The 25,317-nt window shown below is 64.5% G+C and carries 18 protein-coding genes and 1 pseudogene; 9 read left to right on the plus strand and 10 right to left on the minus strand.

All coding sequences use genetic code 11. The features are described 5' to 3' along the window. Nucleotides 1-62 precede the first annotated feature (62 nt). Together FJ418_RS12555 and FJ418_RS12560 are read left to right on the plus strand one after the other, a co-directional pair. A complete protein-coding gene (locus FJ418_RS12555; RefSeq protein WP_140658955.1) occupies nt 63-398 on the plus strand; it encodes a hypothetical protein in 336 nt (111 codons plus the stop codon). An 87-nt stretch (nt 399-485) separates the two neighbouring features. Next, nucleotides 486-1,100, plus strand: a complete 615-nt coding sequence (locus FJ418_RS12560) for a LysE family translocator (RefSeq protein WP_140704354.1) — start codon at nt 486-488, stop codon at nt 1,098-1,100. 63 nt (nt 1,101-1,163) lie between these two features. Here the strand turns inward: FJ418_RS12560 and FJ418_RS12565 are convergent, their stop codons facing one another. Both FJ418_RS12565 and FJ418_RS12570 read right to left on the minus strand, forming a co-directional pair. Then, entirely contained in the window at nt 1,164-1,487 is a 324-nt protein-coding gene (locus FJ418_RS12565; RefSeq protein ID WP_140647001.1) for a YciI family protein, read from the minus strand. 167 nt (nt 1,488-1,654) lie between these two features. After that, nucleotides 1,655-2,219, minus strand: a pseudogene (locus FJ418_RS12570) (peroxidase-related enzyme). A 128-nt stretch (nt 2,220-2,347) separates the two neighbouring features. On the opposite strand from FJ418_RS12570, the gene FJ418_RS12575 reads away from it, so the two are divergent. After that, a complete protein-coding gene (locus FJ418_RS12575; RefSeq protein WP_140865792.1) occupies nt 2,348-7,117 on the plus strand; it encodes an NAD-glutamate dehydrogenase in 4,770 nt (1,589 codons plus the stop codon). A 414-nt stretch (nt 7,118-7,531) separates the two neighbouring features. After that, on the plus strand, nt 7,532-8,920 hold the full coding sequence (locus FJ418_RS12580) for an MFS transporter (protein WP_246683025.1): 1,389 nt from the start codon (nt 7,532-7,534) through the stop codon (nt 8,918-8,920). A gap of 139 nt (nt 8,921-9,059) precedes the next feature. Here FJ418_RS12580 and purH read toward each other — a convergent pair whose 3' ends face one another. The 4 genes from purH to htpX form a co-directional block, all read right to left on the minus strand. Beyond that, entirely contained in the window at nt 9,060-10,676 is a 1,617-nt protein-coding gene (gene purH / locus FJ418_RS12585) for a bifunctional phosphoribosylaminoimidazolecarboxamide formyltransferase/IMP cyclohydrolase (RefSeq protein ID WP_140865796.1), read from the minus strand. Nucleotides 10,677-10,789: 113 nt separating this feature from the next. Continuing rightward, complete coding sequence (locus tag FJ418_RS12590) at nt 10,790-12,514, minus strand: heparinase II/III family protein (RefSeq protein WP_140865798.1); 1,725 nt, start codon at nt 12,512-12,514, stop codon at nt 10,790-10,792. Between the two features lie 147 nt (nt 12,515-12,661). Then, nucleotides 12,662-14,038, minus strand: coding sequence for an RsmB/NOP family class I SAM-dependent RNA methyltransferase (locus FJ418_RS12595; protein WP_246683028.1), 1,377 nt, complete (start codon nt 14,036-14,038; stop codon nt 12,662-12,664). Beyond that, nucleotides 14,035-15,069 carry a zinc metalloprotease HtpX gene (gene htpX, locus FJ418_RS12600; protein WP_140865802.1) on the minus strand — a complete coding sequence of 345 codons (1,035 nt, stop codon included), beginning with the start codon at nt 15,067-15,069 and terminating at the stop codon, nt 14,035-14,037. Before htpX ends, FJ418_RS12595 begins: the two co-directional genes overlap by 4 nt. A gap of 167 nt (nt 15,070-15,236) precedes the next feature. On the opposite strand from htpX, the gene FJ418_RS12605 reads away from it, so the two are divergent. Then, nucleotides 15,237-15,458, plus strand: a complete 222-nt coding sequence (locus tag FJ418_RS12605; RefSeq protein WP_140658962.1) for a DUF1674 domain-containing protein — start codon at nt 15,237-15,239, stop codon at nt 15,456-15,458. Here FJ418_RS12605 and FJ418_RS12610 read toward each other — a convergent pair. Next, nucleotides 15,455-16,120 carry an HAD-IA family hydrolase gene (locus FJ418_RS12610; protein WP_140865804.1) on the minus strand — a complete coding sequence of 222 codons (666 nt, stop codon included), beginning with the start codon at nt 16,118-16,120 and terminating at the stop codon, nt 15,455-15,457. The two genes, FJ418_RS12605 and FJ418_RS12610, sit on opposite strands and share 4 nt — an antisense overlap. 292 nt (nt 16,121-16,412) lie before the next feature. On the opposite strand from FJ418_RS12610, the gene FJ418_RS12615 reads away from it, so the two are divergent. From FJ418_RS12615 to FJ418_RS12625, 3 genes are all read left to right on the plus strand, one after another. Beyond that, nucleotides 16,413-17,282, plus strand: coding sequence for a transglutaminase family protein (locus tag FJ418_RS12615; RefSeq protein WP_140646993.1), 870 nt, complete (start codon nt 16,413-16,415; stop codon nt 17,280-17,282). 333 nt (nt 17,283-17,615) lie between these two features. Next, on the plus strand, nt 17,616-18,977 hold the full coding sequence (locus FJ418_RS12620) for a pilus assembly protein (protein ID WP_140865806.1): 1,362 nt from the start codon (nt 17,616-17,618) through the stop codon (nt 18,975-18,977). Between the two features lie 431 nt (nt 18,978-19,408). Further along, the gene (locus FJ418_RS12625; RefSeq protein WP_140865808.1) at nt 19,409-20,677 is read left to right on the plus strand and encodes a cyclopropane-fatty-acyl-phospholipid synthase family protein; all 1,269 of its coding nucleotides are present in this window, start codon (nt 19,409-19,411) and stop codon (nt 20,675-20,677) included. A gap of 12 nt (nt 20,678-20,689) precedes the next feature. Here the strand turns inward: FJ418_RS12625 and FJ418_RS12630 are convergent, their stop codons facing one another. Together FJ418_RS12630 and acs are read right to left on the minus strand one after the other, a co-directional pair. Continuing rightward, a complete protein-coding gene (locus tag FJ418_RS12630) occupies nt 20,690-21,451 on the minus strand; it encodes an MOSC domain-containing protein (RefSeq protein WP_140865810.1) in 762 nt (253 codons plus the stop codon). Further along, nucleotides 21,451-23,406 carry an acetate--CoA ligase gene (gene acs / locus FJ418_RS12635; RefSeq protein ID WP_140865812.1) on the minus strand — a complete coding sequence of 652 codons (1,956 nt, stop codon included), beginning with the start codon at nt 23,404-23,406 and terminating at the stop codon, nt 21,451-21,453. The genes FJ418_RS12630 and acs overlap by 1 nt, the downstream gene beginning before the upstream one ends. A 304-nt stretch (nt 23,407-23,710) precedes the next feature. On the opposite strand from acs, the gene FJ418_RS12640 reads away from it, so the two are divergent. Continuing rightward, on the plus strand, nt 23,711-23,983 hold the full coding sequence (locus tag FJ418_RS12640; RefSeq protein WP_140865814.1) for an usg protein: 273 nt from the start codon (nt 23,711-23,713) through the stop codon (nt 23,981-23,983). 298 nt (nt 23,984-24,281) lie between these two features. Here FJ418_RS12640 and FJ418_RS12645 read toward each other — a convergent pair whose 3' ends face one another. Then, entirely contained in the window at nt 24,282-25,316 is a 1,035-nt protein-coding gene (locus FJ418_RS12645; RefSeq protein ID WP_140865816.1) for an aldo/keto reductase, read from the minus strand. Nucleotide 25,317: the final 1 nt, after the last annotated feature.

The raw sequence follows: 25,317 nt of genomic DNA on the forward strand, positions 1-25,317 counted from the left end.
TACAACCACGGTCAAGGAAAATGCAGAAATTTAACCCAACGGCGTCTCACTCGGAGAGAGCCGTGCAGGCATGGCAGATCCTCGTCGGGATGGCTAAGAACAGACAAACATCTACTTACAAAGGCCTGTCTGTGCTGATGTATGGTAAGCCTGCGGCGGGAGTTTTAGCACAAATACTTGGCCATATAGCGTTTTATTGCCATCAAAACGGCCTTCCGACACTCAACTCCATCGTGGTTGGAAAAATACGTGGGACGCCAGGCGACGAAATCCCGCTTGACCCTACAGACTTCGATAAGGAACGAGAGCGCGTCTATGCGCAGGACTGGTACGACATTTATCCGCCATCCTCTGCGGATTTTGCGAAGGCCTACGCGAAGGCCTTAATTTCTAACTGAGACACTACCGGCAGTCGGTTTGCTTTCGCCATCCCGGTGGTTGCGCTAGTCTCGTGGGCTAAAATTCTTCACCACAAGAGGTCCGCCATGCATCTCGCCTCGCTGCTGATCTTCGCCGCCGCTTTGTTCGTCGCCGCCGGCTCGCCCGGCCCGTCGATCGCAGCACTCGTGGCGCGGGTGGTCTCGAAGGGGTTCCGCGATGTCTTCCCGTTCCTGCTGGCGATGTGGATCGGTGAAGCCGTCTGGCTGTCGCTGGCGGTGTTCGGGCTCGCCGTCGTGGCGCAGACCTTCCACTACGCTTTCGTCGTCGTGAAATGGGTGGGCGTCGCCTATCTCGCGTATCTGGCGTTCAAGATGTGGACGGCGCCGGTCGAGGCGAAGGAAGGCGAGATGCCGCGCGAGGACTCGCCCTTGAAACTGTTCTTTGCCGGCATGGCGGTGACGCTCGGCAACCCGAAGATCATGATGTTCTATCTGGCGCTGCTGCCGACCATCATCGATCTTGCCTCGGTCAGCGTTGTCGGCTGGGTCGAGCTGACGCTGACCATGGCTATCGTGCTGGTGGTCATCGACCTCGCCTGGGTGCTGGCCGCTTCGCAGGCGCGCCGGCTCCTGAAGAGCAAGCGCGCCATGAAGATCGCCAACCGCGTCAGCGCCACGACAATGGCGGGCGCGGCCGCGGCAATCGCGGCGCGTTCCTAATGCATGTCGCCCAAAAGTGCACCGCGGTTTTGGGATAACGACATGCATCAAAACGCTTAAGCGCTACATCATCTCGATGATCGGCGCGATCTCGACGCTGAAGGCTGGGTCCATCAGGATCGGGCAATCCTTTGCCTTGGCGACGGCGTCGTCGATGTCCCTGGCTTCGACGATGGTGTAGCCGGCGGTCGGATTGCTGCCGCCATTGTTCTCGATCTTGCCGCTCGGCAGCACCGTCTTCGACATGCCGACCGGATTGCCGCCGTCGACCACGGCCGTGCCGAGCTTGTCGTACCAGCCGGTCCAGGCATCCATAGCCGCTTTGCGTTCGGCTTCGTCGGTCGGCATCTTGCCGGAGCCGTGATAGACATAGAGAAATTTCGCCATGTTCTCCTCCCTTGTCGGCGGCGTCGAACCGGCATGCGGCCACGCCGCTTGCATATGCGGCTGCGCCGCAGTCCTGGATATGCGGCTACGCCGCAATCCTGATCATCGGACCAAATGGCGGGATGGGCAACGAAAAATTCGATATTGCTAATGTAAAGCCGCGGCCGCTACCGCGCCATGGCGTGGTATTCCGGGTTGGGCCGCATGTCGACCGCGGCGGCCACCCGGTTCGACATGTTGAAGAAGGCGGCGGTCGAGGCGATGTCCCAGATATCGCGATCGGTGAAGCCGGCTTGTCGCAAGGCCGCGCGGTCGGCCTCGACGATACCGGCCGGCTCCTCGGTCAGCTTGACCGCGAATTCGAGCATCGCTGTCTGTTTCGGCGACAGCTCGGCGGCGCGGAAATTCATCACCATCATCTCGCCGAGTGCCGGTTCGCCCGACAGCTGGCGCACTGCCGCGCCATGCGCGGTCAGGCAATAGAAGCAGTGGTTGATCGAGGAGACGACCACGGCGATCATCTCGCGCTCCAGCTTCGAAAGACCGGAATCGCCCAGCATCAGATCGTTGTACATATCGGTGAAGGCGCGCAGCTTCTTCTCGTCGAAGGCGTAGGCGGTGAGCACGTTGGGTACGAGGCCGAGCTTCTCCCGGGCATTTGTCGAAATAGGCTTTCGTGGCCTCGCTGAGCTCCGCCTGGACAAGGTCGAGCGCGGTTATTTTGCCGGTCATGGTCGTTCTCCTTGCGCGGCGATGGCGTCGGTTCGAATTTTTTAAAGCGTCGTCAAACCTTTGTCGCCAAACCGCAGTCATCTGGCTACCATAGTCGCAAAAGCATGCCACGGGAGGCAATAAGCGTCATGGCCAGCGTGAAATCCAAGCCGAAGAAGAAAGCCGCCGCCGCGAAAGCGGAGGAGAAACCCGCAAGGCTTGCCGACTATCTGCTGGCACGGGCGCCCGCCGAGGACATCGCGTCCTATGACGTGACCGACCTCGAACGCGCCGGCGAGCTCGCCGCGCAAGCGGTCGCCAGCCACCGGAAAGGCGAAAGCGTCGTCGCCGTCGAGGCCGATTCGGGCGTCGCCTGCGACGGCCGGCCAGTCACGGTGATCACCGTCGTCAACGACAACATGCCGTTCCTGTTCGATTCCATCCTCGGCGAGATCACCGAGATCAGCGGCGAGCCGACGCTGGTTACCCATCCGATCGTCACCGTCCGCCACGGCAAGGATGGTGTGGTCGAGGTGCTTGGCGATGGCGGCAAGGAGGATGACGACAGGCTGAGTGTCGTCCATGTCCACATTCCAAGGCTGAACGCCGAGCAGGCCAAGAGCCTCACCGAGCGGCTGCGCAAGATGCTTTCGCAGGTCCGGGCGGCCGTCGCCGACTGGAAGCGCATGCTTGCCCGCCTCGACCAGGCGATTTCCGAATTCCGCTATTCGGCGGTGCCGCTCGACAAGAAGAGCGTCGCCGAGGCGATCGCCTTCCTCGAATGGCTGCGCGACGACAATTTCACTTTCCTCGGCATGCGCGAGTTCAAATATACCGGCGGCGAGGAAAGCGGCTCGCTGGAGCGCGCCGAGAAGCCGGGCCTCGGCATCCTTTCGGATCCCGATGTGCTGGTGTTGCGGCGCGGCACCGAGGCAGTGACGACGACGCCGGAGATCCGCGCCTTCCTGCACGGGCCGGAGCCGCTGATCGTCACCAAGGCCAACGCCAAGTCGTCGGTGCATCGCCGCATCTATCTCGATTACATCGGCATCAAGACCTACACGGCAAAAGGCGCGCTCGCAGGCGAGCTGCGCATCGTCGGCCTGTTCACCTCGACCGCCTACACGCGCTCGGTGATGAAGATCCCCTATCTGCGCTCCAAGGCCGAGACCGTGATCTCGAAATCCGGTTTCGATCCGCACGATCATTCCGGCAAGGCGCTGATCAACATCCTGGAAAGCTATCCGCGCGACGAGCTGTTCCAGGTTCCCATTCCCATCCTGCGCAAGCACGCGGTCGCCATACTCGGGCTGATCGAGCGGCCGCGCGTGCGGGCGCTGGTGCGCGTCGACCAGTTCGATCGCTTCGTCTCGATCATCGTTTTCGTGCCGCGCGACCGCTACGACAGCGTCGTGCGCGAGAAGGTCGGCAGCTATCTCAAGACGGCGTTCGAAGGCCGGTTGTCGGCCTATTACCCGGCCTTCCCGGAAGGCGGACTGGCGCGCGTGCATTTCATCATCGGCCGTTCCGGCGGCAAGACGCCGAAGGTCGAGCAGTCGACGATCGAGGCGGCGATCCGCGACATCGTGCGCACCTGGGAGGACGCGCTCTCCGAAGCCGCGGAAGCGGCCGGCAGCGATCCGGCGCTGAAGGCGATCGCGGCGCGGTTCCCCGAAAGCTATCGCGACTCCTTCTCGGCCGCCGTGGCGTTGGCCGATGCCGGGCGCATCGCGAAGATCAGCGCCGTCAATCCGATCGCCATCGACTATTACCGCCATGCCGACCAGAAGCCGCAACAGGCGGCTTTGAAAATCTATCATTTCGGCAGCCCGGTGGCGCTGTCGCGGCGCGTGCCGGTGCTGGAAAACATCGGCTTCCGCGTCATCAGCGAGCGCACTTTCGAGGTCGGCGACGATCCGGCCGACCGTGTGTTCATCCACGACATGGAGCTGGAGAACAGCTACGGCGCGCGAATAGACCTCGCCGATGGCGGCGCGCTGTTCGAGGACGCGTTCCTGTCGGTGTGGCGCGGCGATGTCGACAATGACGGCTATAACGGCTTAGCCCAGACCGCCGGCCTGTGGTCGGGCGAGATCACCATCCTGCGCGCCTATGGCCGCTATCTGCAGCAGGCCGGTATTCCGCAGAGCCAGGATTTCATCGCCGCGGCGCTCAACCGCTATCCGGAGATCGCGCGCGGCCTGCATGCGCTGTTTGTCGCACGGCTCGGGCCGGCGGCGGAGGGCGATGGCGCGGTCGCCGCCAAGCACCTCAAGGCCAAGATCAAGGACGCGCTGGAAGAGGTGCCCAATATCGATGACGACACGATCATCCGCCGCTATCTGAACCTCATCGAAGCCTCGCTGCGCACCAATCATTTCGTAGCCGATACGAAAGAGAAAGGGCAGTCGCTGGCGATCAAGCTCGACTCCCAGGCGGTCGAGGGCCTGCCGGCGCCGCGGCCATGGCGCGAAATCTTCGTCTACGGCTCGGAGGTCGAGGGCGTGCATCTGCGCTTCGGTCCGGTGGCGCGGGGCGGCCTGCGCTGGTCGGACCGCGCCCAGGATTACCGCACCGAGGTGTTGGGCCTGGTGAAGGCGCAGCAGGTGAAGAACGCGGTCATCGTGCCGGTCGGCGCCAAGGGCGGCTTCTACCCGAAGAAGCTGCCGATGAGCGCCGGGCGCGACGCTATCTTCGAGGCCGGGACTTCGGCCTACAAGAATTTCGTCTCCAGCCTGCTCTCGATCACCGACAATATCGGCGTCGACGGCGTCATCCCGCCGGCCGGCGTGGTGCGGCGCGATGCTGACGATCCCTATTTCGTCGTCGCCGCCGACAAAGGCACCGCGACCTTCTCCGATACCGCCAACGCCATTTCCGAAAAACACCACTTCTGGCTGGACGATGCTTTCGCCAGCGGCGGTTCGGCCGGCTACGACCACAAGAAGATGGGCATTACCGCCAAGGGCGCCTGGGAAGCGGTGAAGCGGCATTTCCGCGAGATCAACCGTGACATCCAGACCTCGCCCTTCACCGTGGTGGGCGTCGGCGACATGTCGGGCGACGTGTTCGGCAACGGCATGCTCTTGTCGCCGCAGACCAGGCTGATCGCCGCCTTCGACCATCGCGATATCTTCATCGACCCCGATCCGGACATGGCCGCATCGATGGCCGAGCGGGTGCGCATGTTCGCGCTGCCGCGTTCGTCCTGGCAGGACTACGACAAGTCGAAGCTGTCGGAAGGCGGCGTCATCGTCTCGCGCAATCAGAAATCGATCACGCTGCCGGCGGCGGCTGCCGCCGCCATCGGCCTCGCCAAGACGACGGCGACGCCGGTCGAGATCATGAACGCCATCCTCAAGGCGCCGGTCGACCTTCTGTGGTTCGGCGGCATCGGCACTTATGTGCGGGCTTCGGGCGAGAGCAACCAAGATGTCGGCGACCGGGCTAACGACGCCGTCCGCGTCACCGCGCTCGATGTCCGGGCGAAGGTCATCGGCGAGGGCGCCAATCTCGGCGTCACGCAGCGGGCGCGCATCGAGTTCGGCCTGAATGGCGGCCGCTGCAATTCGGACGCCATCGACAATTCGGGCGGCGTCAACTGCTCCGACGTCGAGGTCAACATCAAGATCGCGTTGGCTTCCGCCATGCGCAAGGGCTCGCTGACACGGCCGGCGCGCAACAAGCTGCTCGCCGAGATGACCGACGAGGTGGGCGCGCTGGTGCTCTCCAACAACTACCAGCAGACGCTGGCGCTATCGCTTGCACGCAAGCGCGGCCTCGCCGACATCGCGCACCAGGCCCGTTTCATGACGGCGCTGGAATCGCGCGGCCTGCTCGACCGCGCGGTCGAGACGCTGCCTTCGCCGGCCGCGCTTGCCGAACGCGAGGCGCGCGGCGAGCCGCTGACCAGGGCCGAGCTCGGCGTGCTGCTCGCCTATGCCAAGATCGTGCTGTTCTCCGACATCGTCGCCAGCGACGTGCCGGACGAGCAACATTTCGACCGCGACCTGATGGGCTATTTCCCGGAACGCATGGCGAAGAAATTCGCCGGCGAGATCCGCGACCACCGGCTGCGGCGCGAGATCATCGCGCGCGTCGTTGCCAACGATCTGGTCAATCGCGGCGGGCCGTCCTTCGTCAACCGGCTGCAGGAAGCGACCGGCCGCACGGCGGCCGATGTCGTGCGCACCTTCGCGGTGATCCGCGACGGCTTCGCGCTGCCGGCGCTCTACAAGGAGATCGACGCGCTCGATAACCAGATCGACGGCCAGATCCAGCTCGATCTCTATCAGTCGGTCAGCCGGCTTATCTTTGTGACCAGCGGCTGGTCCCTGAAGAACGAAGTGGGCTCCGCGCCGCTGGGGCAGCGCATCGCCGAATTGCAGGACGCGCGCAAGGCGCTCGAACCGAAGCTGGCGTCGCTGCTGCCGGCCTTCTCGCGCGAGCGTATCGAGGAGCGGGGACATGGCCTGTTCAAGGGCGGCGCGCCGGAAGAACTCGCCGGGCAGCTCGCTCTGACCGAAGTGGCCGAACTGATCCCGGATGTCGCGCTCACCGCGCGCACGGCCAATGCCGACATCGTCAGCGCGGCCAAGGCGTTCTTCGCCGTCAGCGATGCCTTCCGCATCCCGCGCGTCGAGGAGGCCGCGCGCTCGATCATGCCGCCCGACTATTACGACCAGCTGGCGCTGTCGCGCGCGACCGACACGATCGGCGTGGCGCGGCGCGGCATCGCGGTGGCAGCGCTCACCGCGCACGGCACGGCGGCGGATCCGGTCGGGGCATGGCTCGAGGCCGGCGGCGAACGCGTCGCGCGCATCCGCGAGCGGCTGCAGGCGCTGACCGAAGGCGGCGACATCACCGTGTCGCGGCTCTCGGTGGCGTCGGGCCTGATGAGCGACCTGACGGGTATGTGAAGTTCCTCGCCCCTGCCAAAGCGGCTGGTCTTTGGCGATAGCGTGCGTAGCAGCTTGGCGCTTGCGTTATCCTATGCTGCGCTGGCCGACCCCCACTCCGTCTCGGCTTCGCCGAGCCACCTCTCCCCCGATCGACGGGGTAGAGGAAGGCGCCAAGCTTTTTGCCGTCAATGCTCGTCCAGCAACGCTCCCTTCCTTTCCCTCCGGAGGGGGGAAAGGTGGCGCTGCGAAGCAGCGACGGATTGGGGGAACCACCTGGCAATCAAGCCCCGGCCTGATCGGTCACGCCAGAAGATGCGTGCATCGCGTAGCCGCCTTGTGGGGCGAGGAATTGGCGCCTGCTTGTTCATTTGCATCGCTGCCTGAAAACATGCAGACATGGCGCCCGACGCGAGCGGTGCCAGAGGAATCAGCATGGTGGCGGTAGAGACAGTGCAGCGGGCATCGGGGCGCGGCATCTGGGGCTGGATGTTCTTCGACTGGGCGGCGCAGCCCTTCTTCACCGTCGTCACCACCTTCATCTTCGGGCCCTATTTCGTCTCGCGCATGGCCAGCGATCCGACCGCCGGTCAGGCCGCCTGGGGCTATGGCATTGCCGCCGCGGGCCTGGTCATCGCGGTGCTCTCCCCGGTGCTCGGCTCGATCGCCGACCAGACCGGGCCGCGCAAGCCGTGGATCGCCTTCTTCGCGACGATCAAGATCGTCAGCCTCACGCTTTTGTGGTTCGCGGCGCCGGGCTCGAATCTTTTCCTGGTCGTGCTCTTGTTCTCGCTGGCCTCGGTGGCGGCCGAATTCTCCACCGTGTTCAACGACTCCATGATGCCACGGCTGGTGCCGAAGCAAGAGATCGGCCGGATATCCAACATGGCCTGGGGCCTCGGCTATCTCGGCGGCATGATCGCGCTGATCTTCGTGGTGCTGTTCCTGGCGGGCAATCTCGAAACCGGCAAGACGCTCATCGGCCTCGATCCATTGTTCGGACTCGATCCGAAGCTCGGGGAGGACGCGCGCTTCACCGGGCCGATGTCCGCCGGCTGGTATTTCCTGTTCATCCTGCCGATGTTCTTCTTCACGCCGGACGCCAGCAAGGGAATCCCGATCGGCCCGGCGGTGCGCGAGGGCCTGTCCGAGTTGAAGTCTACTCTGGTGGAAGTGCGCCAGCGCAGCGGCATCCTGCGCTTCCTGCTGGCGCGCATGATCTATCAGGACGGCGTCAATGCGCTGCTCGCGCTCGGCGGCACCTTCGCGGCCGGCATGTTCCGCTGGTCGATCACCGAGATCGGCCTGTTCGGCATCATCCTCAACGTCGTTGCCATCTTCGGCTGCTGGATCGCTGCGCGGCTCGATACCGCGCTCGGCTCGAAGCACGTGGTGATGATCGCGCTGGTGATGCTGTCGGTCGCCACGATCGGCGTCGTCTCGACCGGTCCGGGCTTCACGCTGCTTGGCCTGATCCCGCTGTCGACCGCCGATTCCGGCGGTCTGTTCGGCACCGCGGCCGAAAAGGCCTATATCCTCTATGGCCTGCTGATCGGGCTCGCTTTCGGGCCGGTGCAGGCCTCGTCGCGATCCTATATGGCGCGCAGCGTGACTGCCGCCGAGTCGGGCCGCTATTTCGGCATCTATGCGCTGGCGGGACGCGCGACCAGCTTCCTGGCGCCGTTCATGGTGGCGACCATCACCACGATGAGCGATTCACCACGGCTCGGCATGGCGGCGATCATCCTGTTCCTCGGCATCGGCATGGCGATCCTGGTGGGGACACCCTATCCGGCGGACAAGCCGAAAAAGATGCTTCGATAATTCTACTCCGCTGGCCGCTTGCCGCGGTTTTCTGCGCTTCCGGTGCTCACGGACCTGAATGTCCGCTCCGCTCCGGTTCTCGAAAACCGCACCAATCGACTCAGCGGAGCGAATTCTTGAAGCATCTCCGCGCCGAGCATCAATGCCGGAAGTGCCGTACGCCCGTGAACACCATGGCGATGCCGTGCTCGTCGGCGGCGGCGATGACGTCCTCGTCGCGCATCGAGCCGCCGGGCTGGATGACGGCCGTGGCGCCGGCCTCGATCGCCGAGAGAAGGCCGTCGGCGAAGGGGAAGAAGGCGTCGGAGGCAACCACGGAGCCCTTGGTCAGCGGTTCGGTGAGGTCGGCGGCTTCCGCCGCGTCCAGCGCCTTGCGGGCGGCGATGCGCGAGGAATCGACGCGGCTCATCTGGCCAGCACCGATGCCGACCGTGGCGCCGTCCTTGGCATAGACGATGGCGTTGGACTTGACGTGCTTGGCGACGCGGAAGGCGAATTTGAGGTCGGCCAGTTCGGCCGGCGTCGGCGCGCGCTTCGTCACCACCTTCAGCTCGAGATCGTCGACCACGGCGTTGTCGCGGCTTTGCACCAGCAGCCCGCCGGCGACGGACTTGACCATCGTACCGGCGGCGCGCGGATCGGGCAGGCCGCCGGTGACCAGCAGGCGCAGGTTCTTCTTCGCGGCGACGATCGCGGCTGCCTCGTCGGTCGCGTCGGGCGCGATGATGACCTCGGTGAAGGTTTTCACGATCTCCTGCGCCGCCTCGGCGTCGAGGATGCGGTTCATGGCGACGATGCCGCCAAAGGCGGAGACCGGATCGCAGGCCAGCGCCTTGGCATAGGCCGCCTTGAGCGTTTCACCCTCCGCAACGCCGCAAGGGTTGGCGTGCTTGATGATGGCGATCGCCGCCGAGCGGGCGGGGTCGAACTCGCCGACCAGCTCGAAGGCCGCGTCGGTGTCGTTGATGTTGTTGTAGGAGAGCTGCTTGCCCTGCAGCTGCTTTGCCGTCGCCACACCCGACCGTTTGTCGCCCGACAGGTAGAAGCCCGCGTTCTGGTGCGGGTTCTCGCCATAGCGCATCACCTGGTCGAGACGGCCGCCGAAGGCGCGCCAGGTCGGGTGCTCGATCTGCAGCGCCTCGGCGAACCAGCCGGAGATCGCGGCGTCATAGGTGGCGGTGCGGGCGAAGGCCTTGGCCGCAAGCATCTTGCGGAAGTCGAGCGACAGCGAGCCGAGATTCATCTCCAGCGCGTTGACGACGGGCGCATAGTCGGCCGGATCGGTGACGATGGCGACATAGGCGTGGTTCTTGGCCGAGGCGCGGATCATCGCCGGTCCACCAATGTCGATGTTCTCGACGATCGAGGCATAGCCGGCGCCGGAGTGGCGGACCTCTTCAAACGGGTAGAGGTTCGAGACGACAAGGTCGATCGGCTCGATGCGATGGTCGCGCATGGCCTTGGCATGCTCGGCATCGTCGCGGATGCCGAGCAGCGCGCCATGCACCGACGGATGCAAGGTCTTCACCCGGCCGTCCATGATCTCGGGAAAGCCGGTGAGCTCGGAAACGTCGCGCACAGCCAGGCCCGCCTCGGCGATGGCCTTCGCCGTGCCGCCCGTCGAAACCAGCTCGACGCCGGCTGCGGCGAGCGCTTTGGCGAAATCGACCAGGCCGGTCTTGTCGAAGACGGAAAGCAGCGCCCGGCGCACCGGAACGAGATCAGGCGCCGGAATGTTTTTCGTGGGCACGGCCATGGGCGGGCGGCCTTTCAGAGCTGTTGGACGGGACGTTGGCCGGCCTTAGCATATGAGCCCCGGAAATCAAGTGAGTCTCGGAAATCAAGCGCGCGGCCGGATTTGTCGGGAATTCAGTTGTTCTCGGGATAGCCCGCAATGCCGGTGCGGGTCAGCTGCCAGTGGACTTCGGCAACCTCCGAGGCCTTGAAGGAGAGCACGATCTGCCGGCTGCGGCGCGGGCCGCTCAGTCCGGCGAAGTAGATCGATTCCTCGACCTCCGGCACCACTTCGGCGCAGGTGAAGACCCAGGTGTCGCCCTGCGCGGCGGCGAGCGCCAGGCGGTCGTGGTCGTCCTGCAGCAGGCTGATGTCGGGGTGGACATGGAAGCGCACCGTGACGAAGTCGCGGCCGTTGTTGCGGATCGCGGCATTGCCCGGGCGCAGGAAACGGTCGCGGCCGGCAAGCACGTTGCCGTTCGTGGTCAGCTTCAGCTCGCGCTCATGCAGGAAACCGAATTGCTGGGCATAGCCGTCGTGGCGGGCGACGAAGCCGTGCACGCCCTTCTGGTCGAGGCGCTTGCAGGGCACGTGCTGCGGGCCGCCGATCAGCGGCGAGCCCAGCAGGTCGCTGACGCGCAGCGAATGGCTGAAGCGCGCCGACGAGGTGTCGTTGAGCGTAGCGGTCGAATGCGCGGCGGTGGCGCGCGCCAGCGGCCGGAATTCCGGGGCGCCGTAGGTGTCGATGCCGGCATTGACGATGAAGTGCTGGCGCCCGGAGGAGAGTTCGAAGGCGAGGCAGCCGGCGTGCGCGGCGTTGGAGACGTCGACCGGTGGCGGCAGGCCGGTGTCGGCGATCACCGTCACGCCGCCCATCGACAGGCGCTCGTAGCCGGAGTGCGGCGCGTGCAGCAGCGGCGCGCCCACCGTGTCGTCATGGCGCATGATGGTGGCGATGCGGTCGTGGATGGTGGCGCCCATGCCGTTGAAGCGGGCGAGACTGCCGTCCTGGTGGCGAAAGAAACGCAGCGCCGGCAACATGCGGTCGATGGCGCCGATCAAGGCCGACGGCGGCGCCTCGGCCTGGTTGGCATAGGTCTGGCGCAACGGCAGAAGATCGGCCAGCAGCTCCAGCACCGCCATCGGCTTGCGCGAGATATGGCCGCCATCGGGCAGGATCTGATGTTCCAGCTCCTCGGCCAGGTTGCGTGTGGCGGCGCGCAGCGCCGAGGCCGGCGCGGGCAGAGACAGCGCGGCGAAGGCGAGCGCGACGCGGGCGCGCAGCCTCGCCTCGCCATCCGGCATCTCGCGCGCCATCGAGCGGAGATAGCGGATCTGCACGGCGAGCGATTTCAGGAAGGCGCGATAGAAGGGGAATTCGGCGCCTTGCAGCACCACCGAGGAATGCTGCAGCCAGGCGATCACCCGTTTGGCCGTCGTGCCCGGCTCCCAGGCGATGCCGGAGATCTGGTTGCCGTGCATGGCGATCCAGTCGGTGACGAGCGCCCTGGCGTTGGCGGCGGCAAGCTCGGTGCCGGTGGCGCGCATGTGGCGCAGCCAGCGGAAGCCATGCAGCGATTTCTGCCAGCCGCGATTGGGCACGTCGAGCTGGAAGGGCGATGTGCCGCCGGTCTCGACCAGATGGCCGGACAGCGGGTAGCGGCCGTAATAGATCTCCAGCGCGATCTGCGGATCGGCGAGCCGCAGGTCCGGCGGCGCGATCAGGACACGTTCGGGCGTGCGGCCGGAATAGCGCCAGCGATAGACCGGGCCGGCGCGGAGGCGCCGGCGCGTTTTGCGCCAGAACTCCCTCGCGACAAGCGTCCATAGACGCGTCGTGCTGCCGGCAACAAGTGCCAATAGCCCTCCTGATATCCCCATAACCCGCGCACAAGCTTATGCGATTCAAGAACTTATGCGAAGGCGGATTTCGCCGAAGTGAACCAATTCACGCGGCCGCGGCCGGGTCTTCCCTAAAAAAGTCAGCAAGTTTTATGAGATAACGTTTCAATCGGTCCGTCTCATCCGCGCGGCAAAGAAGCCGTCCAAGCCCGAAATCCCGGGCGATTCCAGCGCGAGGTCGGCCGGCGTGGTGCGCAACGTGCCCTCCGGCGTCAGGAATGGGTCGATATCGGCAATTTCGCCAGGCCGGATCGGATCGGCGTCCACGCCGGGGTTCCCGGCGAGGAAATCGTGATAGAGCTCCTCGCCTTCGATCGGGTCGAGCGAGCAGTTGGAAAAGACGATGCGGCCGCCGGGCCTGACGAGGCCGACGGCATGGGCAAGCAGCCGGCGCTGGAGATCAGCGAGCTTTTCGACATCCGCCTTGGTCTTGGTCCATGGCACGTCGGGATGGCGGCGCACCGTGCCGGTCGAGGAGCAGGGCGCGTCGAGCAGCACGGCGTCGAACAATTGCGCCGGCCGGTAATCCAGAAGGTCGGTCTGGACGAGTTCGGCGGTCAGGCCGAGGCGCCCGAGATTCTGACTGAGCCGCGCCAGCCGGTTCTTCGAGGTGTCGACCGCGGTCACCTCGGCGCCGGCCAGGATAAGCTGCGCCGTCTTGCCGCCGGGCGCGGCGCACAGGTCGGCGACGCGCTGTCCGCGGATGTCTCCGAACAGGCGCGCCGGCAGGCTTGCCGCGGTATCCTGCACCCACCATGCACCGTCGGCGAAACCGGGCAGGTCGATGACATTGGCGGAGAGCTTTTCGACACGCACCGTGCCGGTCGGCAGCACGATGCCGCCCAGTCGCTCGGCCCAGGCCGCCGGATCGGCCTTGATCGTGAAATCGACCGGCGCCTCGTGGCGATGCGCGGTAAGAATGGCGCGCGCCCTGTCGGCTCCGTAGGCGGCGGTCAGCCGCTGCGAAAACCATTGCGGCGCCTCGCTGGTCGCAGCGAGCGCCGGGGCAAGCTCGGCCTCCTTGGCGCGCGCCAGCGAGCGCAGCACCCCGTTGACGAGGCCGGAGAAGCGCAGTGTTCGCGGATCGGACTTGGCGTGGGTCACGGCAAGGTCGACGGCGGCGCTGTCGGGAACATCGAGGAACAGGATCTGCGCGGCGGCGACGTTGAGGATATGCGAGAGCGCGGTGGCATTGGCCGGCAGCGGCTTTTCCAGCCGCCTGGCCAGCAGCCCGGCAATGGTCATGCGATAGCGCAGCGCGGTGACCAGGATGGCGCGCACCAGCGCCCGGTCGCGGCCGTCCAGCGCCCTGTATTGCGGGTGGCCGTGCTCGTTGTCGGTCAGGCCATCGAGCGGCGTATGCGCGTCGATGACGGCGGCAAGCAGGCGCGCGGCCGCCTTGCGCGCGGCAAGGCCGGCGACGTTCTCGTCGCCATTCTTGTGTTGCGGACTGCCTGGCTGTCCGCGCCTCGGCGGCGTCACGACCAGGGACCCTTCGGCCGGACATTGCGCGGTCCGGTCGGGTTGCGGCCCCAGGGATTGGGCTTTGGCGGCGCCGGCTCAGCCTCTGGGGCCGCGTCTGCCGGCTTGCCCCATGGCCCCGTCGACGGCTCCTCGGGCTGCATGGGTGGCGCGGAAGCCTTGCGCCGATTGGCCGGCGCGGCGCCACCCATCGCGCGCGCCATCTCCTGCAGGGCAGCGATGCGGTTCTCCGTGTTCGGATGGGTCGAGAACAGATTGTCCATGCGCTCGCCGTGAAGCGGGTTGATGATGAAAAGATGCGCCATAGCCGGGTTGCGCTCGGCGTCCGGATTGGGAATCTGTTCGGCACCGCGCGCGATCTTGTTGAGCGCCGAAGCAAGCCATAGCGGGTGACCGCAGATCTCGGCGCCGCGCCGGTCGGCTTCGTATTCGCGCGTGCGGCTCACCGCCATCTGCACGATCATCGCGGCGAAGGGCGCGACGATCATCGCCACAAGCACGCCGACGAAGCCGAACGGATTGTTGTTCTCCCGGCTGCCGCCGAGAAAGAAGGCGAAATTGCCGAGCATCGAGATGGCGCCGGCAAGCGTCGCCACGATCGTCATCGTCAGCGTGTCGCGGTGCTGCACATGCGCAAGTTCGTGCGCCATCACCGCCGCGACCTCTTCGTGGGAGAGGCGCTCGAGCAGGCCCGTGGACGCCGCCACCGCGGCATTCTCGGGGTTGCGGCCGGTGGCGAAGGCGTTGGGCTGCGGGTTGTCGATCAGATAGGTCTTCGGCATGGGCAGCCCGGCCTGCTTGGCCAGCGCCTGGACGATCGCGTAATATTCCGGCGCGTTCTTCTCGTCGACCTCGACAGCGCGGTTCATCGACAGCACCATCTTGTCGGCGTTCCAATAGCTGAACAGATTGGTGCCGGCGGCGATCAGAAGCGCGATGACCATGCCGCCCGAGCCGCCGATCAGATAGCCGACGCCCATGAACAGCGCCGTCATCGCGGCAAGAAGCATGGTGGTGCGAAGCGTGTTCATCGTTTCATCCGTCTGACGTGGTGTCGGAGGGGGCCAGAGCATCGGACCGAAAAGTGGAATCCGGTTTTCGGAGTATTCCGATGCTCACCAATAGGGGTCGATCCTTCTGGTATCATGGCTATATGATGGGAGAGGCCGGTCTTCGTTTCAATCGGCGGGAGTATCGCATGACCGAAGAGCCAAGCAAAACCGAAGCAGTTGCAACGACCGAAGAGCTGCGAAAAGCGCTGACGCCCGAAGCACAGCGGGCGTTAGCAGAGGCTGAAGCGCGTCGTCAAAAGTATCGAGCGGCGGAAGCGCAGTTGCCGAAGGAAATCGGCGGCCGTGGCGGCAAGGAACCTGGCCGCTACGGCGACTGGGAAGTCAAGGGTCTCACCAGCGACTTTTAAGCAACGGCACGCTCGGGCGCGAAGGCGATCCAGCCATTGTCGTCCGTCGCAATGGCGATTTCGTCGTAGGAACGGATTGTCGGGTGCGACGTGACGAGCGGGCGGACATGCGTGGCGCTGATCACCATCACCGAGGCGCCGGAAGCCTCCCCCGCCGCTATGCCCGCCGGCGCATCCTCGAAGACCAGGCAGTCGCGCGCCTCGACGCCGAGACGCCTTGCCGCCAGAAGGAAGCAGTCCGGCGCCGGCTTGCCATGGGTGACGTCTTCGGCGGTCACCATCATGGCGGGAACCGGGATGCCGGCCGCCTTGATGCGCAGCAGCGCCAGCTCGCGCGGCGCCGAGGTGACGATCGCCCAGCGCTCCAGCGGCAGCGATTGCAAAAACGCAACAGCGCCGGGGATCGGGACGATGCCTTCGAGGTCATCCGCCTCGGCCTTGAGCAGCAAATCCGCCTCCGCCAGCGGATCGACACCCGGAAGCCTCAGCGCGGCGATCGTCTCGCGCGCGCGCCTGCCATGGATCGTGGGCAGGAAAGCCGTCACATCGAGGCCATGCCTGTTTGCCCATGCCGTCCACACCCGTTCCGCCGCGGCGATCGAGTTGAGCACCGTGCCGTCCATGTCGAACAGAAAGGCGGCGAATTTTGAGCCTGCAAACATCGGATGTCCTGGAGAATCGTTTTCGGGGAGGGGCGAAACGCAAAGCGCAGTTTAGACTGGGCAGGACCGCCTGAGAAGGGAGCAGGTCAGCGTTGATAGAACGCTGACCTGCTCTCACTTCTTGTTTTTACGCAATTGCGGACGGAAGGCTACGGCGAAGTCGCAGAGCCCAACCGCTGCGCACTTTTCCTGAATTGCTCCAGACGCCGCCATTTCGACTCGGCGCCGGAACCAGCCCCGGCTCGCGGCGTTGAACAGGCAGTCTTTCCAAAATCACGAAGGGGGGCATGCGATGCTGATCCGGCTCGGCTATGAAATCGCCATCGAATGCGCGGCGGTGACGCCGATCATCTCGCTTCTCGACATTCATGCCGAACGGCATGCCGACATCAAGCGGCAGACGCGGGTTCTGACCTCGCCCTCGGTGCCGACCCGGACCTATCGCGACCGCCACGGCAATATCTGCCGTCGCTTCACGGCGCCCGCCGGAAGCTTCCGCATCCTCTACGATGCGGCGATCGAGGACAGCGGCGAGACCGACGAAGTCAATACATTGGCGCGCGAAACGCCGGTCGCGGAACTGCCCGACGACGTGCTGGTCTATCTGCTCGGCAGCCGCTACTGCGAGACCGACCACCTCAGCGACATCGCCTGGCAGCTTTTCGGCCATTTGCCGCCTGGCTGGGCGCGGGTGCAGGCGATCGTCGATTATGTCAACAGCAGGCTTTCCTTCGGCTACGGCTATGCGCGCGCCACGCGCACGGCGGCCCAGGCGCATGAGGAGCGCGTCGGCGTGTGCCGCGACTTCGCGCATCTGGCGATCGCGCTTTGCCGATGCATCAACATTCCAGCCCGCTACGTGAACGGCTATCTCGGCGATATCGGCGTGCCGGCCGATCCGGCACCGATGGACTTCTCGGCCTGGATGGAAGTTTTTCTCGACGGCAAATGGTACACGTTCGATCCGCGCCACAACTGTCCGCGCATCGGCCGCGTCGTCATTGCGCGCGGCCGCGACGCCACCGACGTGCCGCTGCTGCACAGTTTCGGTCCGCACCAGCTCAGTCTGTTCAAGGTCTGGACCTACGAGCAGGAAGGCAACCGCTTCAATCCTCCGCATCATGGCATCGATCGGACGGTCAGCGCGCAGATGCTCCTTTGATATTCAGGTGATGCCGGCCTGACCTCTATCTCAACAGGCCCTGCGCTGCGCCCGTTTCATGGCTGCCGCTGACCCGCTTCGGCACAGTTCGATTGTGCCGAAGAGAGAACGACCGCGACAGCCTTCGAGATCATGGTAAGCACTTCATGAAGGTCGCTTGGCCAGCGTATTTTCGTTTACTTCCCGTTCACTCTAGTATTTGCCGAAACTCAGCAAAAACAATGGATTAACCTGCCGTTAAGCGTCTTTCGGCGGCCGACGGCCGGGTCTGGCCGAAATCCTGCAGCGCCTTTGTCATGCGGCACGGGTGCCGCAAGAGTGGAGGCGGAAGAGATGCGGCAGTTCAGAGGTGTCGTTCGTGGGGTGGACGGCTTTGCCCGCAATCGCGAAGGCAATTTCGCGGTTCTGTTCGGAGCTGCCGCATCGGTCCTCGCGCTGGGGGTGGGATTCGCGGTCAATATCTCGCAGCTCTACAACGCCAGATCGAGCCTGCAGGGCGTCGTCGACGCCGCTGTGACCTCGACGGCCCGCGATCTCACCCTTGGCGTCATCACCGAAGCCGACGCCAACAAGACGGTGCAGGCGTTCCTCGACGCCAACAGCGCGGCCGGCATCCTGCAGGCCAACCGGATCGTGCTGGACAAACTCACCGTCGACAGGACGGCCAGCACGGTGAAGGCGGATGTGCACACCGATCTCAGCCTCTATTTCCCCCTGTTCAGCATCGGCGACATGCAACGGGTGACGTCCTCGACCACGGCGCTCTATTCGGACAAGACGGTCGAGGTCGCGATGATGCTCGACGTCACCGGCTCGATGGCGGGCCAGAAGATCAAGGACCTGAGGACAGCGGCGAGCAACGCGGTCAATTCCTTCCTCACCGGCCAGAACGCCGCCAATCCGCGGGTGCGGGTGGCGATCGTGCCTTATGCCAATTCGGTCAATGTCGGCTCGCTCGCCGCAAGCACGGTCTTTGTCGAGACCAAGGCCAGCGAGCGCAAGCAGGCGCCCGGCAATGACGATCCGAAATATGTCTCGGCGTCGACGCGGCCGGACAACTGCGCCACCGAGCGCAAGGGCGCCTACCAGTATTCCGATGCCGGGCCGGACGTCAGCATGGTCAACCGCGACCTCTACCTGTCCGACTTCGCCAAGCAGTCCCGCACACGAGCCTGTCCGGTCGCGTCAATACAGCCGCTGACCACGGATGCCTCGGCTCTGAACAACGTTATCAAGGACCTCGATGCCTCCGGCGGCACGGCGGGCCATATCGGCGTGCAGTGGGCCTGGTACATGCTCTCCGAAAACTGGGGCAGCGTTATGAAGGCCTCGGAACGGCCGGCGAAGATGGATCCGAAGAAGGTCGCAAAATACGTGATCCTGATGACGGATGGCGAATTCAACCTGTCCTATTTCGACGCCGACGGCCCGGATCAGGTTTATAACGACGCCGGCAAGGTTGAGACACGCACGGCTGCGACGACGCTCTGCGCGGCGATGCGCGACCAAGGCATCGAGATATTCACCATCGGCTTTGCCCTTACGGAGAAGAACGCCAAGTCGACGCTGCAATCCTGCGCCAGCCCCGATAGCGGCAACAACAAGCATTTCTATCAGGCGGCCAACGGTACCGAGCTCGACCAGGCGTTTCAGGATATCGTGCGCAACATCGACAATCTCGCAATCACCAAATAGCGGGCGCCATGTAGCGCCAGGTAGCTGGAAGCCTCCGCTCGATGCCCCAAACGGAAAAGGCCGCCGCTTCTCGACGAAGCCGGCGGCCTTCCGTGTTTCCGTCCATGACGCGGCTTCTGGCGGCAACCCCATCGGGCTACCCGCCGCGCGTCTCGCGCCTTAACGGGAAGACTGCTTCCCGGAAGTGCAATCCGCAGAGCTCACGTTATGGAAAACGAAATCACTCGACATCGGATCACCTCCTTTCAGTTCGTTGAACACACTCAGATGATGGGGTGCGCCGCGGCAAAAGACAAGATGACGCCACGGAATGGTCGTGCCACGAGCCGGGAAACTGCTCTTGCGGTGCTTTTGCGCAACAGATCGGGATTGCGGTCTACAGGCCGGTGGACGACAGTGCGGCTTTGGGGGCGACATAGCGGGAGGTGGGAATGGACGCCGCCGACAGAGCCGCGCGGATCGTACGCAAGGTCGTCGAAACGCTGAAGCCGGGTTTTGCGGTCCGGCTGTGGACCGGCGAGCGGATCGGACCCGCCAGCGGTCCGGTGCTTGCCATCAACGATCAGGACATCGTCTGGCAACTGGTTCGCCGGCCGACCTTCTCGACGCTGGTCGAGATGTGGATTTCCAAGACCGTCGATATCGAAGAGGGCACGCTGTTCGATTTCTATGCCCTGCCTTCGCAAGGCAAGCTCAAGGCGAAGCTCAAATCCCTGCCCAAGCTGGCGATCCTGCGCGACCTGCCGGCTGTGCTGTTTTCGCGCAAGCAGATGACGGCGCGCAGCGACCTTTCCGGCCGCAAGCCTTTCGTCAGCGGATCGAACAAGGAGGCGATCCAGCACCATTACGACATTTCGAATGATTTCTACCGACTCTTCCTCGACGAGCGCATGGTCTACAGTTGCGGCTATTTCCACGATTTCGCCAATGGCATCGACCAGGCGCAAGTCGACAAGCTCGACCACATCTGCCGCAAGCTCAGGCTCGAGCCCGGCGAAAGGCTGCTCGACATCGGCTGCGGCTGGGGCGCGATGCTTATCCATGCGGCGAAGAATTACGGCGTCTTCGGCCATGGCGTCTCGCTGTCGCAAGCCCAGACCGACCTTGCCCGCGAGCGCATTCGCGCCGAGGGGCTGGAGGATCGCATCACCATCGAGATAAAGTCCTATGCCGAACTCTCAGGCACGTTCGACAAGATATCGTCGATCGGCATGTTCGAGCATCTGGGGCTCGCCAATCACGACGCCTACTTCTCGACTGTCCATCGCCTGCTGAAACCCGGCGGGATCTATCTGCATCACGCCATCACCAGGCGCAGCAAGGGCGACATCCGCAAGACGCTGCGCAAGGGGCCGGAATACAAGGCCCTGATCAAATACATCTTTCCTGGCGGCGAGCTCGATACGATCGGCATGACGCTCGGCAATCTCGAGGCGCACGGCTTCCTCGTCTATGACGTGGAGAACCTGCGCGAGCATTATGCGCAAACCTGCCGCCTGTGGGCGGAGCGTCTGCATGCGCGCTTCGACGAGGCGGTTGCCGAGGTCGGCGAGCCCAAGGCGCGGCTGTGGCTGCTCTATCTGACCGGTTGCTCGATCACCTTCCAGCGCGCCTCGGCGCAGATTTTTCAGACTGTCGCCACCAGGCGCGCCCGCGGCCCGAGCGGCCTGCCACCGACACGGGCGGATTTGTACAGGTAGACCCGGCCCGCTTCAGTCCATCAAGCGCATCGGCGCGCCGACTTCGATCCGCGCCGGCTGGTCGACGGTGCAGTAGACGCCGAGATTGTGGGCGTTGTGGCGCACCAGGTTGCGCAGGATGCCAGGATCGGTGTCGAAACCGTCCTGGGCGATGATGGTGAAGCCGCAGCGGCGGCAGGGCTCGGAGACGGTGAGCTCGAGATCGCCGACCGCGAGTTTCCTGCCGATCCATTCCGTCTCCGGAAAGGCGCCTTCGATCGGGTCCATATTGACGACGATGTTGGGGCGGAAGCGGCGCGGATCCGGCGTGCCCTCGGGATGCAGCGCCTTCAGCCGGGACAGCGAGGCGGTGGTGAGCAGATGGATCGGCGCCTTGGCGTAGCGGGCCTCGGTCAGCGGACCGGCATAGGAGGGCGCCGCGTTCTGCGCGCCGAATGGTCGGATCGCGGCCTCGAAGCCGAGGAAGGCGGATACAGCGCGGTCGCTTCGAGGGTCTGGCGCCGGCAGCCAGCCGCCGCCGGGCACGGCCACTTCGAGCCGCCATTCCTTGCTCATCGGGGCCTCGCTCAACCGGGTGCGGATCAGCGGCACCTTATGCCATCTGGCCTCGCGGTCGGGCCTGGCGATCTCGCCGTCGGAAGCATCGACCAGTCCGAACAGCCGGTCGCCGTCGACGGTCTTCAGCCCGACGGAGATGGCACCGAGCCGTTCGCCGGCGAGCGAACTCGCCGGGTAGCGCCAGAGCTGGCTGACGGTGCCGAGATCGCCGGTCATCAGCCCTTCTTGTTCTGCCGGTTGGCGACCAGGTCGTCGACCACGGCGGGATCGGCCAGCGTCGAAGTGTCGCCGAGCGCGCCGAAATCGTCCTCGGCGATCTTGCGCAGAATGCGGCGCATGATCTTGCCGGAACGGGTTTTCGGCAGGCCGGGCGCGAACTGGATCTTGTCGGGCGAAGCAATGGCGCCGATCTCCTTGCGGACATGCGCGATCAGTTCCTTGCGCAGTTCCTCGCTCGGCTCCATGCCCTTCATCAGGGTGACGTAGCTGTAGATGCCCTGGCCCTTGATGTCGTGCGGGTAGCCGACGACGGCGGCTTCCGACACTTTCTCGTGGCTGACCAGCGCCGATTCGACTTCCGCCGTGCCCATGCGGTGGCCGGAGACGTTGATGACGTCGTCGACGCGGCCGGTGATCCAGTAGTAGCCGTCCTCGTCGCGGCGGCAGCCGTCGCCGGTGAAGTACTTGCCGTTGTAGGTCGAGAAATAGGTCTGCACGAAGCGGTCGTGGTCGCCATAGACGGTGCGCATCTGACCGGGCCAGGAATCGGTGATGCAGAGATTGCCGTCGGCGGCTCCTTCGAGCACCTTGCCCTCACCGTCGACCAGTTCCGGTTTGACGCCGAAGAAGGGCCGAGTCGCCGAGCCTGCCTTGAGATCGGTGGCGCCGGGCAGCGGCGTGATCAGGATGCCGCCGGTCTCGGTCTGCCACCATGTGTCGACGATCGGCACCTTGCCGTTGCCGACGACCTTGAAATACCACTCCCAGGCTTCCGGATTGATCGGCTCGCCGACCGAGCCCAGAACGCGCAGCGATTTGCGCGAGGTCTTCTTCACATGGCTGTCGCCGGCGCCCATCAGCGCGCGCAACGCCGTCGGCGCGGTGTAGAAGATGTTGACCTTGTGCTTGTCGATGACTTCCCAGAAGCGCGACTGCGAGGGATAGTTCGGCACGCCTTCGAACATCAGCGTCGTGGCGCCGTTGGCCAAGGGCCCGTAGACGATATAGCTGTGGCCCGTCACCCAGCCGACATCGGCCGTGCACCAGTAGATGTCGCCGTCATGGTAGTCGAAGACATATTGGTGCGTCATCGAGGCATAGACGAGATAGCCGGCCGTGGTGTGCAGCACACCCTTCGGCTTGCCGGTCGAGCCGGAGGTGTAGAGGATGAAAAGCGGGTCTTCCGCCTTCATCTTCTCCGGCTTGCAGTCGGCCTTCACCGTGGCGATCTCGTCGTGGTACCAGACGTCGCGGCCGGGCGCCCAGCCGACCTTGCCGCCGGTGCGGCGTACGACGACCACGTTCTTCACCCGCACATGATGCTTGGCGGCGATTTCGATCGCCTTGTCGGTGTTCTCTTTCAGCGGGATCGGCTTGCCGCCGCGCAGGCCCTCGTCGGCGGTGATGACGAAGGTCGATTCGCAGTCGACGATGCGGCCGGCCAGCGCGTCCGGCGAGAAGCCGCCGAAGACGATCGAATGGATGGCGCCGATGCGCGTGCAGGCAAGCATCGCATAGGCGGCCTCGGGGATCATAGGCATGTAGATGGTGACGCGGTCGCCTTTCTTGACGCCGTGCTTCTTCATCACATTGGCGAGCCGGCAGACATGCGCGTGAAGCTCATTGTAGGTGATCTTCTTGTCGTCGTAGGGGTTGTCGCCTTCCCAGATGATCGCGGTCTGGTCGCCGCGCTTCTTCAGGTGGCGGTCGATGCAATTGTAGGAGACGTTGGTCAGCCCGTCCTCGAACCACTTGATCGAGACCTTGCCGTCGAAGGAGGTGTTCTTGACCTTGGTGAAAGGCTTGAACCAGTCGATGCGCTTGCCGTGCTTGCCCCAGAACTTGTCCGGATTTTTCACGCTGTCGGCATACCATTTGAGATAGGTATCGTTGTCGATCAACGCGTTCTTCTTCCACGCCGGCTGGACGCGGTGGACATGCACATCGGACATTTTTCAGCTTTCCTCCCGAACCATTCCACCGGCTTGGGCCGCCGGCGGCATCGCGGCGAAGCGGCCGCGAATTCGCGGGCATTATTAACAGTTCCGCCGTGACGGCAATATTAGACGTTGGATTCGCGCGGCGGGATGACGCAGGGTCAAGCGCAAAACGCTATCAGCACTCTCGCTTTACGGCTGCTAACCACCTGTTTTAAAGGCAAAAATTTTGAAAAAGCTCGAAAAAATCCATAGACAGTTAAGCAACCGTGCGCACAATTCAGCGTTGGGAGGAAGGAGAATCAACCAAGGAAACGCAATGCGCGACAATTCCGAAATGGACCTGATGCTCAAGGGGTATGGGCTGACCACGGCCAAGATCCTTTACCACTACCCGGACCACCCGCACCTGCTGCAAAGCTTTGTCTGGCAGGATTACGACATAGCTCCGAAATTCCCGGTGCTGATCCGCTTCATCGAATTCTGGAAGACCAAGCTCGACGGCCCGCTGCACTCGGTCACCTACACGCATCACAAGCTGATCGCGCCGAATGAATGGCGGAAGGTGGATGGGGAGTTCCTGTTGCATTAGGTGCAGGTTTTATCGATCGTCAGTGATTGGCGGAAATGCCCGTCGCTTCGTCATCCACGGGCGAAGCAAGGAGCGAAGCGACGCGGCGCAGACCCGAGGATCCATTCCGTGACTTCGAAGCGTTGCGGCGATCCAGAATTCTGCTCCGCCGCGCTCTGCGATCAAGGTAACGGCATGGATCCTCGGGTCTTCGCGACGCCGCTTCGCGGCTGCTTCGCCCGCGGATGACGAAGCTCGGAGGGCGGCCGCTAATCGCAAGCGTTCACGCTCGCCCTAATAGGGACGGGTCGACACGTGGTCAAACCGCTGGCGGGTTCAGCCGGGCAAAGCCTTCCTGGCGCCGATAGGGGAAGTAAGGATAGGGCGCGGTCACGGCGCTTGCTTCATCGAGCGCCTTGATCTGCTCAGGCGTCAGCGCCCAGCCGACGGCGCCGAGATTCTGCCGCAACTGCTCCTCGTTGCGCGCGCCGATGATGACCGACGACACGGTCGGCCGCCGCAAGAGCCAGTTGATGGCGACCTGCGGCACGGTCTTGCCGGTCTCGGCGGCGACCGCTTCAAGCGCATCGACCACCTTGAAAAGATGCTCGTCCTCGACCGGCGGACCGAAGCTGGCGGTGTCGTGCAGCCGGCTCTTTTCCGGCAAGGGCTGTCCGCGGCGGATCTTGCCGGTGAGCCGGCCCCAGCCGAGCGGGCTCCACACCAGCGCGCCGACGCCCTGGTCGAGGCCGAGCGGCATCAGCTCCCACTCATAGTCGCGCCCGACCAGCGAATAGTAGACCTGATGCGCGACGTAGCGCGGGTAGCCGTGCTTTTCCGCCAGGCCGAGCGATTTCATCACCTGCCAGCCGGAGAAGTTTGAGACGCCGACATAGCGCAGCTTGCCTTGGCGTACGAGGTCGTCCAGCGCCGACAGTACCTCCTCGACCGGCGTCGAGGCGTCGAAGGCATGAAGCTGCAGCAGGTCGATATAATCGGTGCCGAGGCGCTTCAGCGCCGCGTCGACGGAGCGGATCAGGCGCGAGCGCGACGAACCCCAGTCGGCCGGGCCGTCGCCCATCGGCAGGGACGTCTTGGTCGAGATCAGCACCGCGTCGCGGCGGCCCTTGATGGCCTCGCCAAGCACCTCCTCGGAGGCGCCGTTCGAATAGACATCGGCCGTGTCGAAGAGATTGACGCCTGCCTCCAGGCAGATGTCGACCAGCCGTCGCGCCTCCTTGGCGCCGCTGTTGCCCCAGTGGCCGAAGAGCGGGCCGGAGCCGCCGAAGGTACCGGCGCCGAAGGAAAGCGCCGGCACTTTCAGGCCGAAAGCGCCGAGAGGTCGATAGTCCATG

This window comes from Mesorhizobium sp. B2-8-3, assembly GCF_006440815.1.
Classification (GTDB): Bacteria; Pseudomonadota; Alphaproteobacteria; order Rhizobiales; family Rhizobiaceae; genus Mesorhizobium.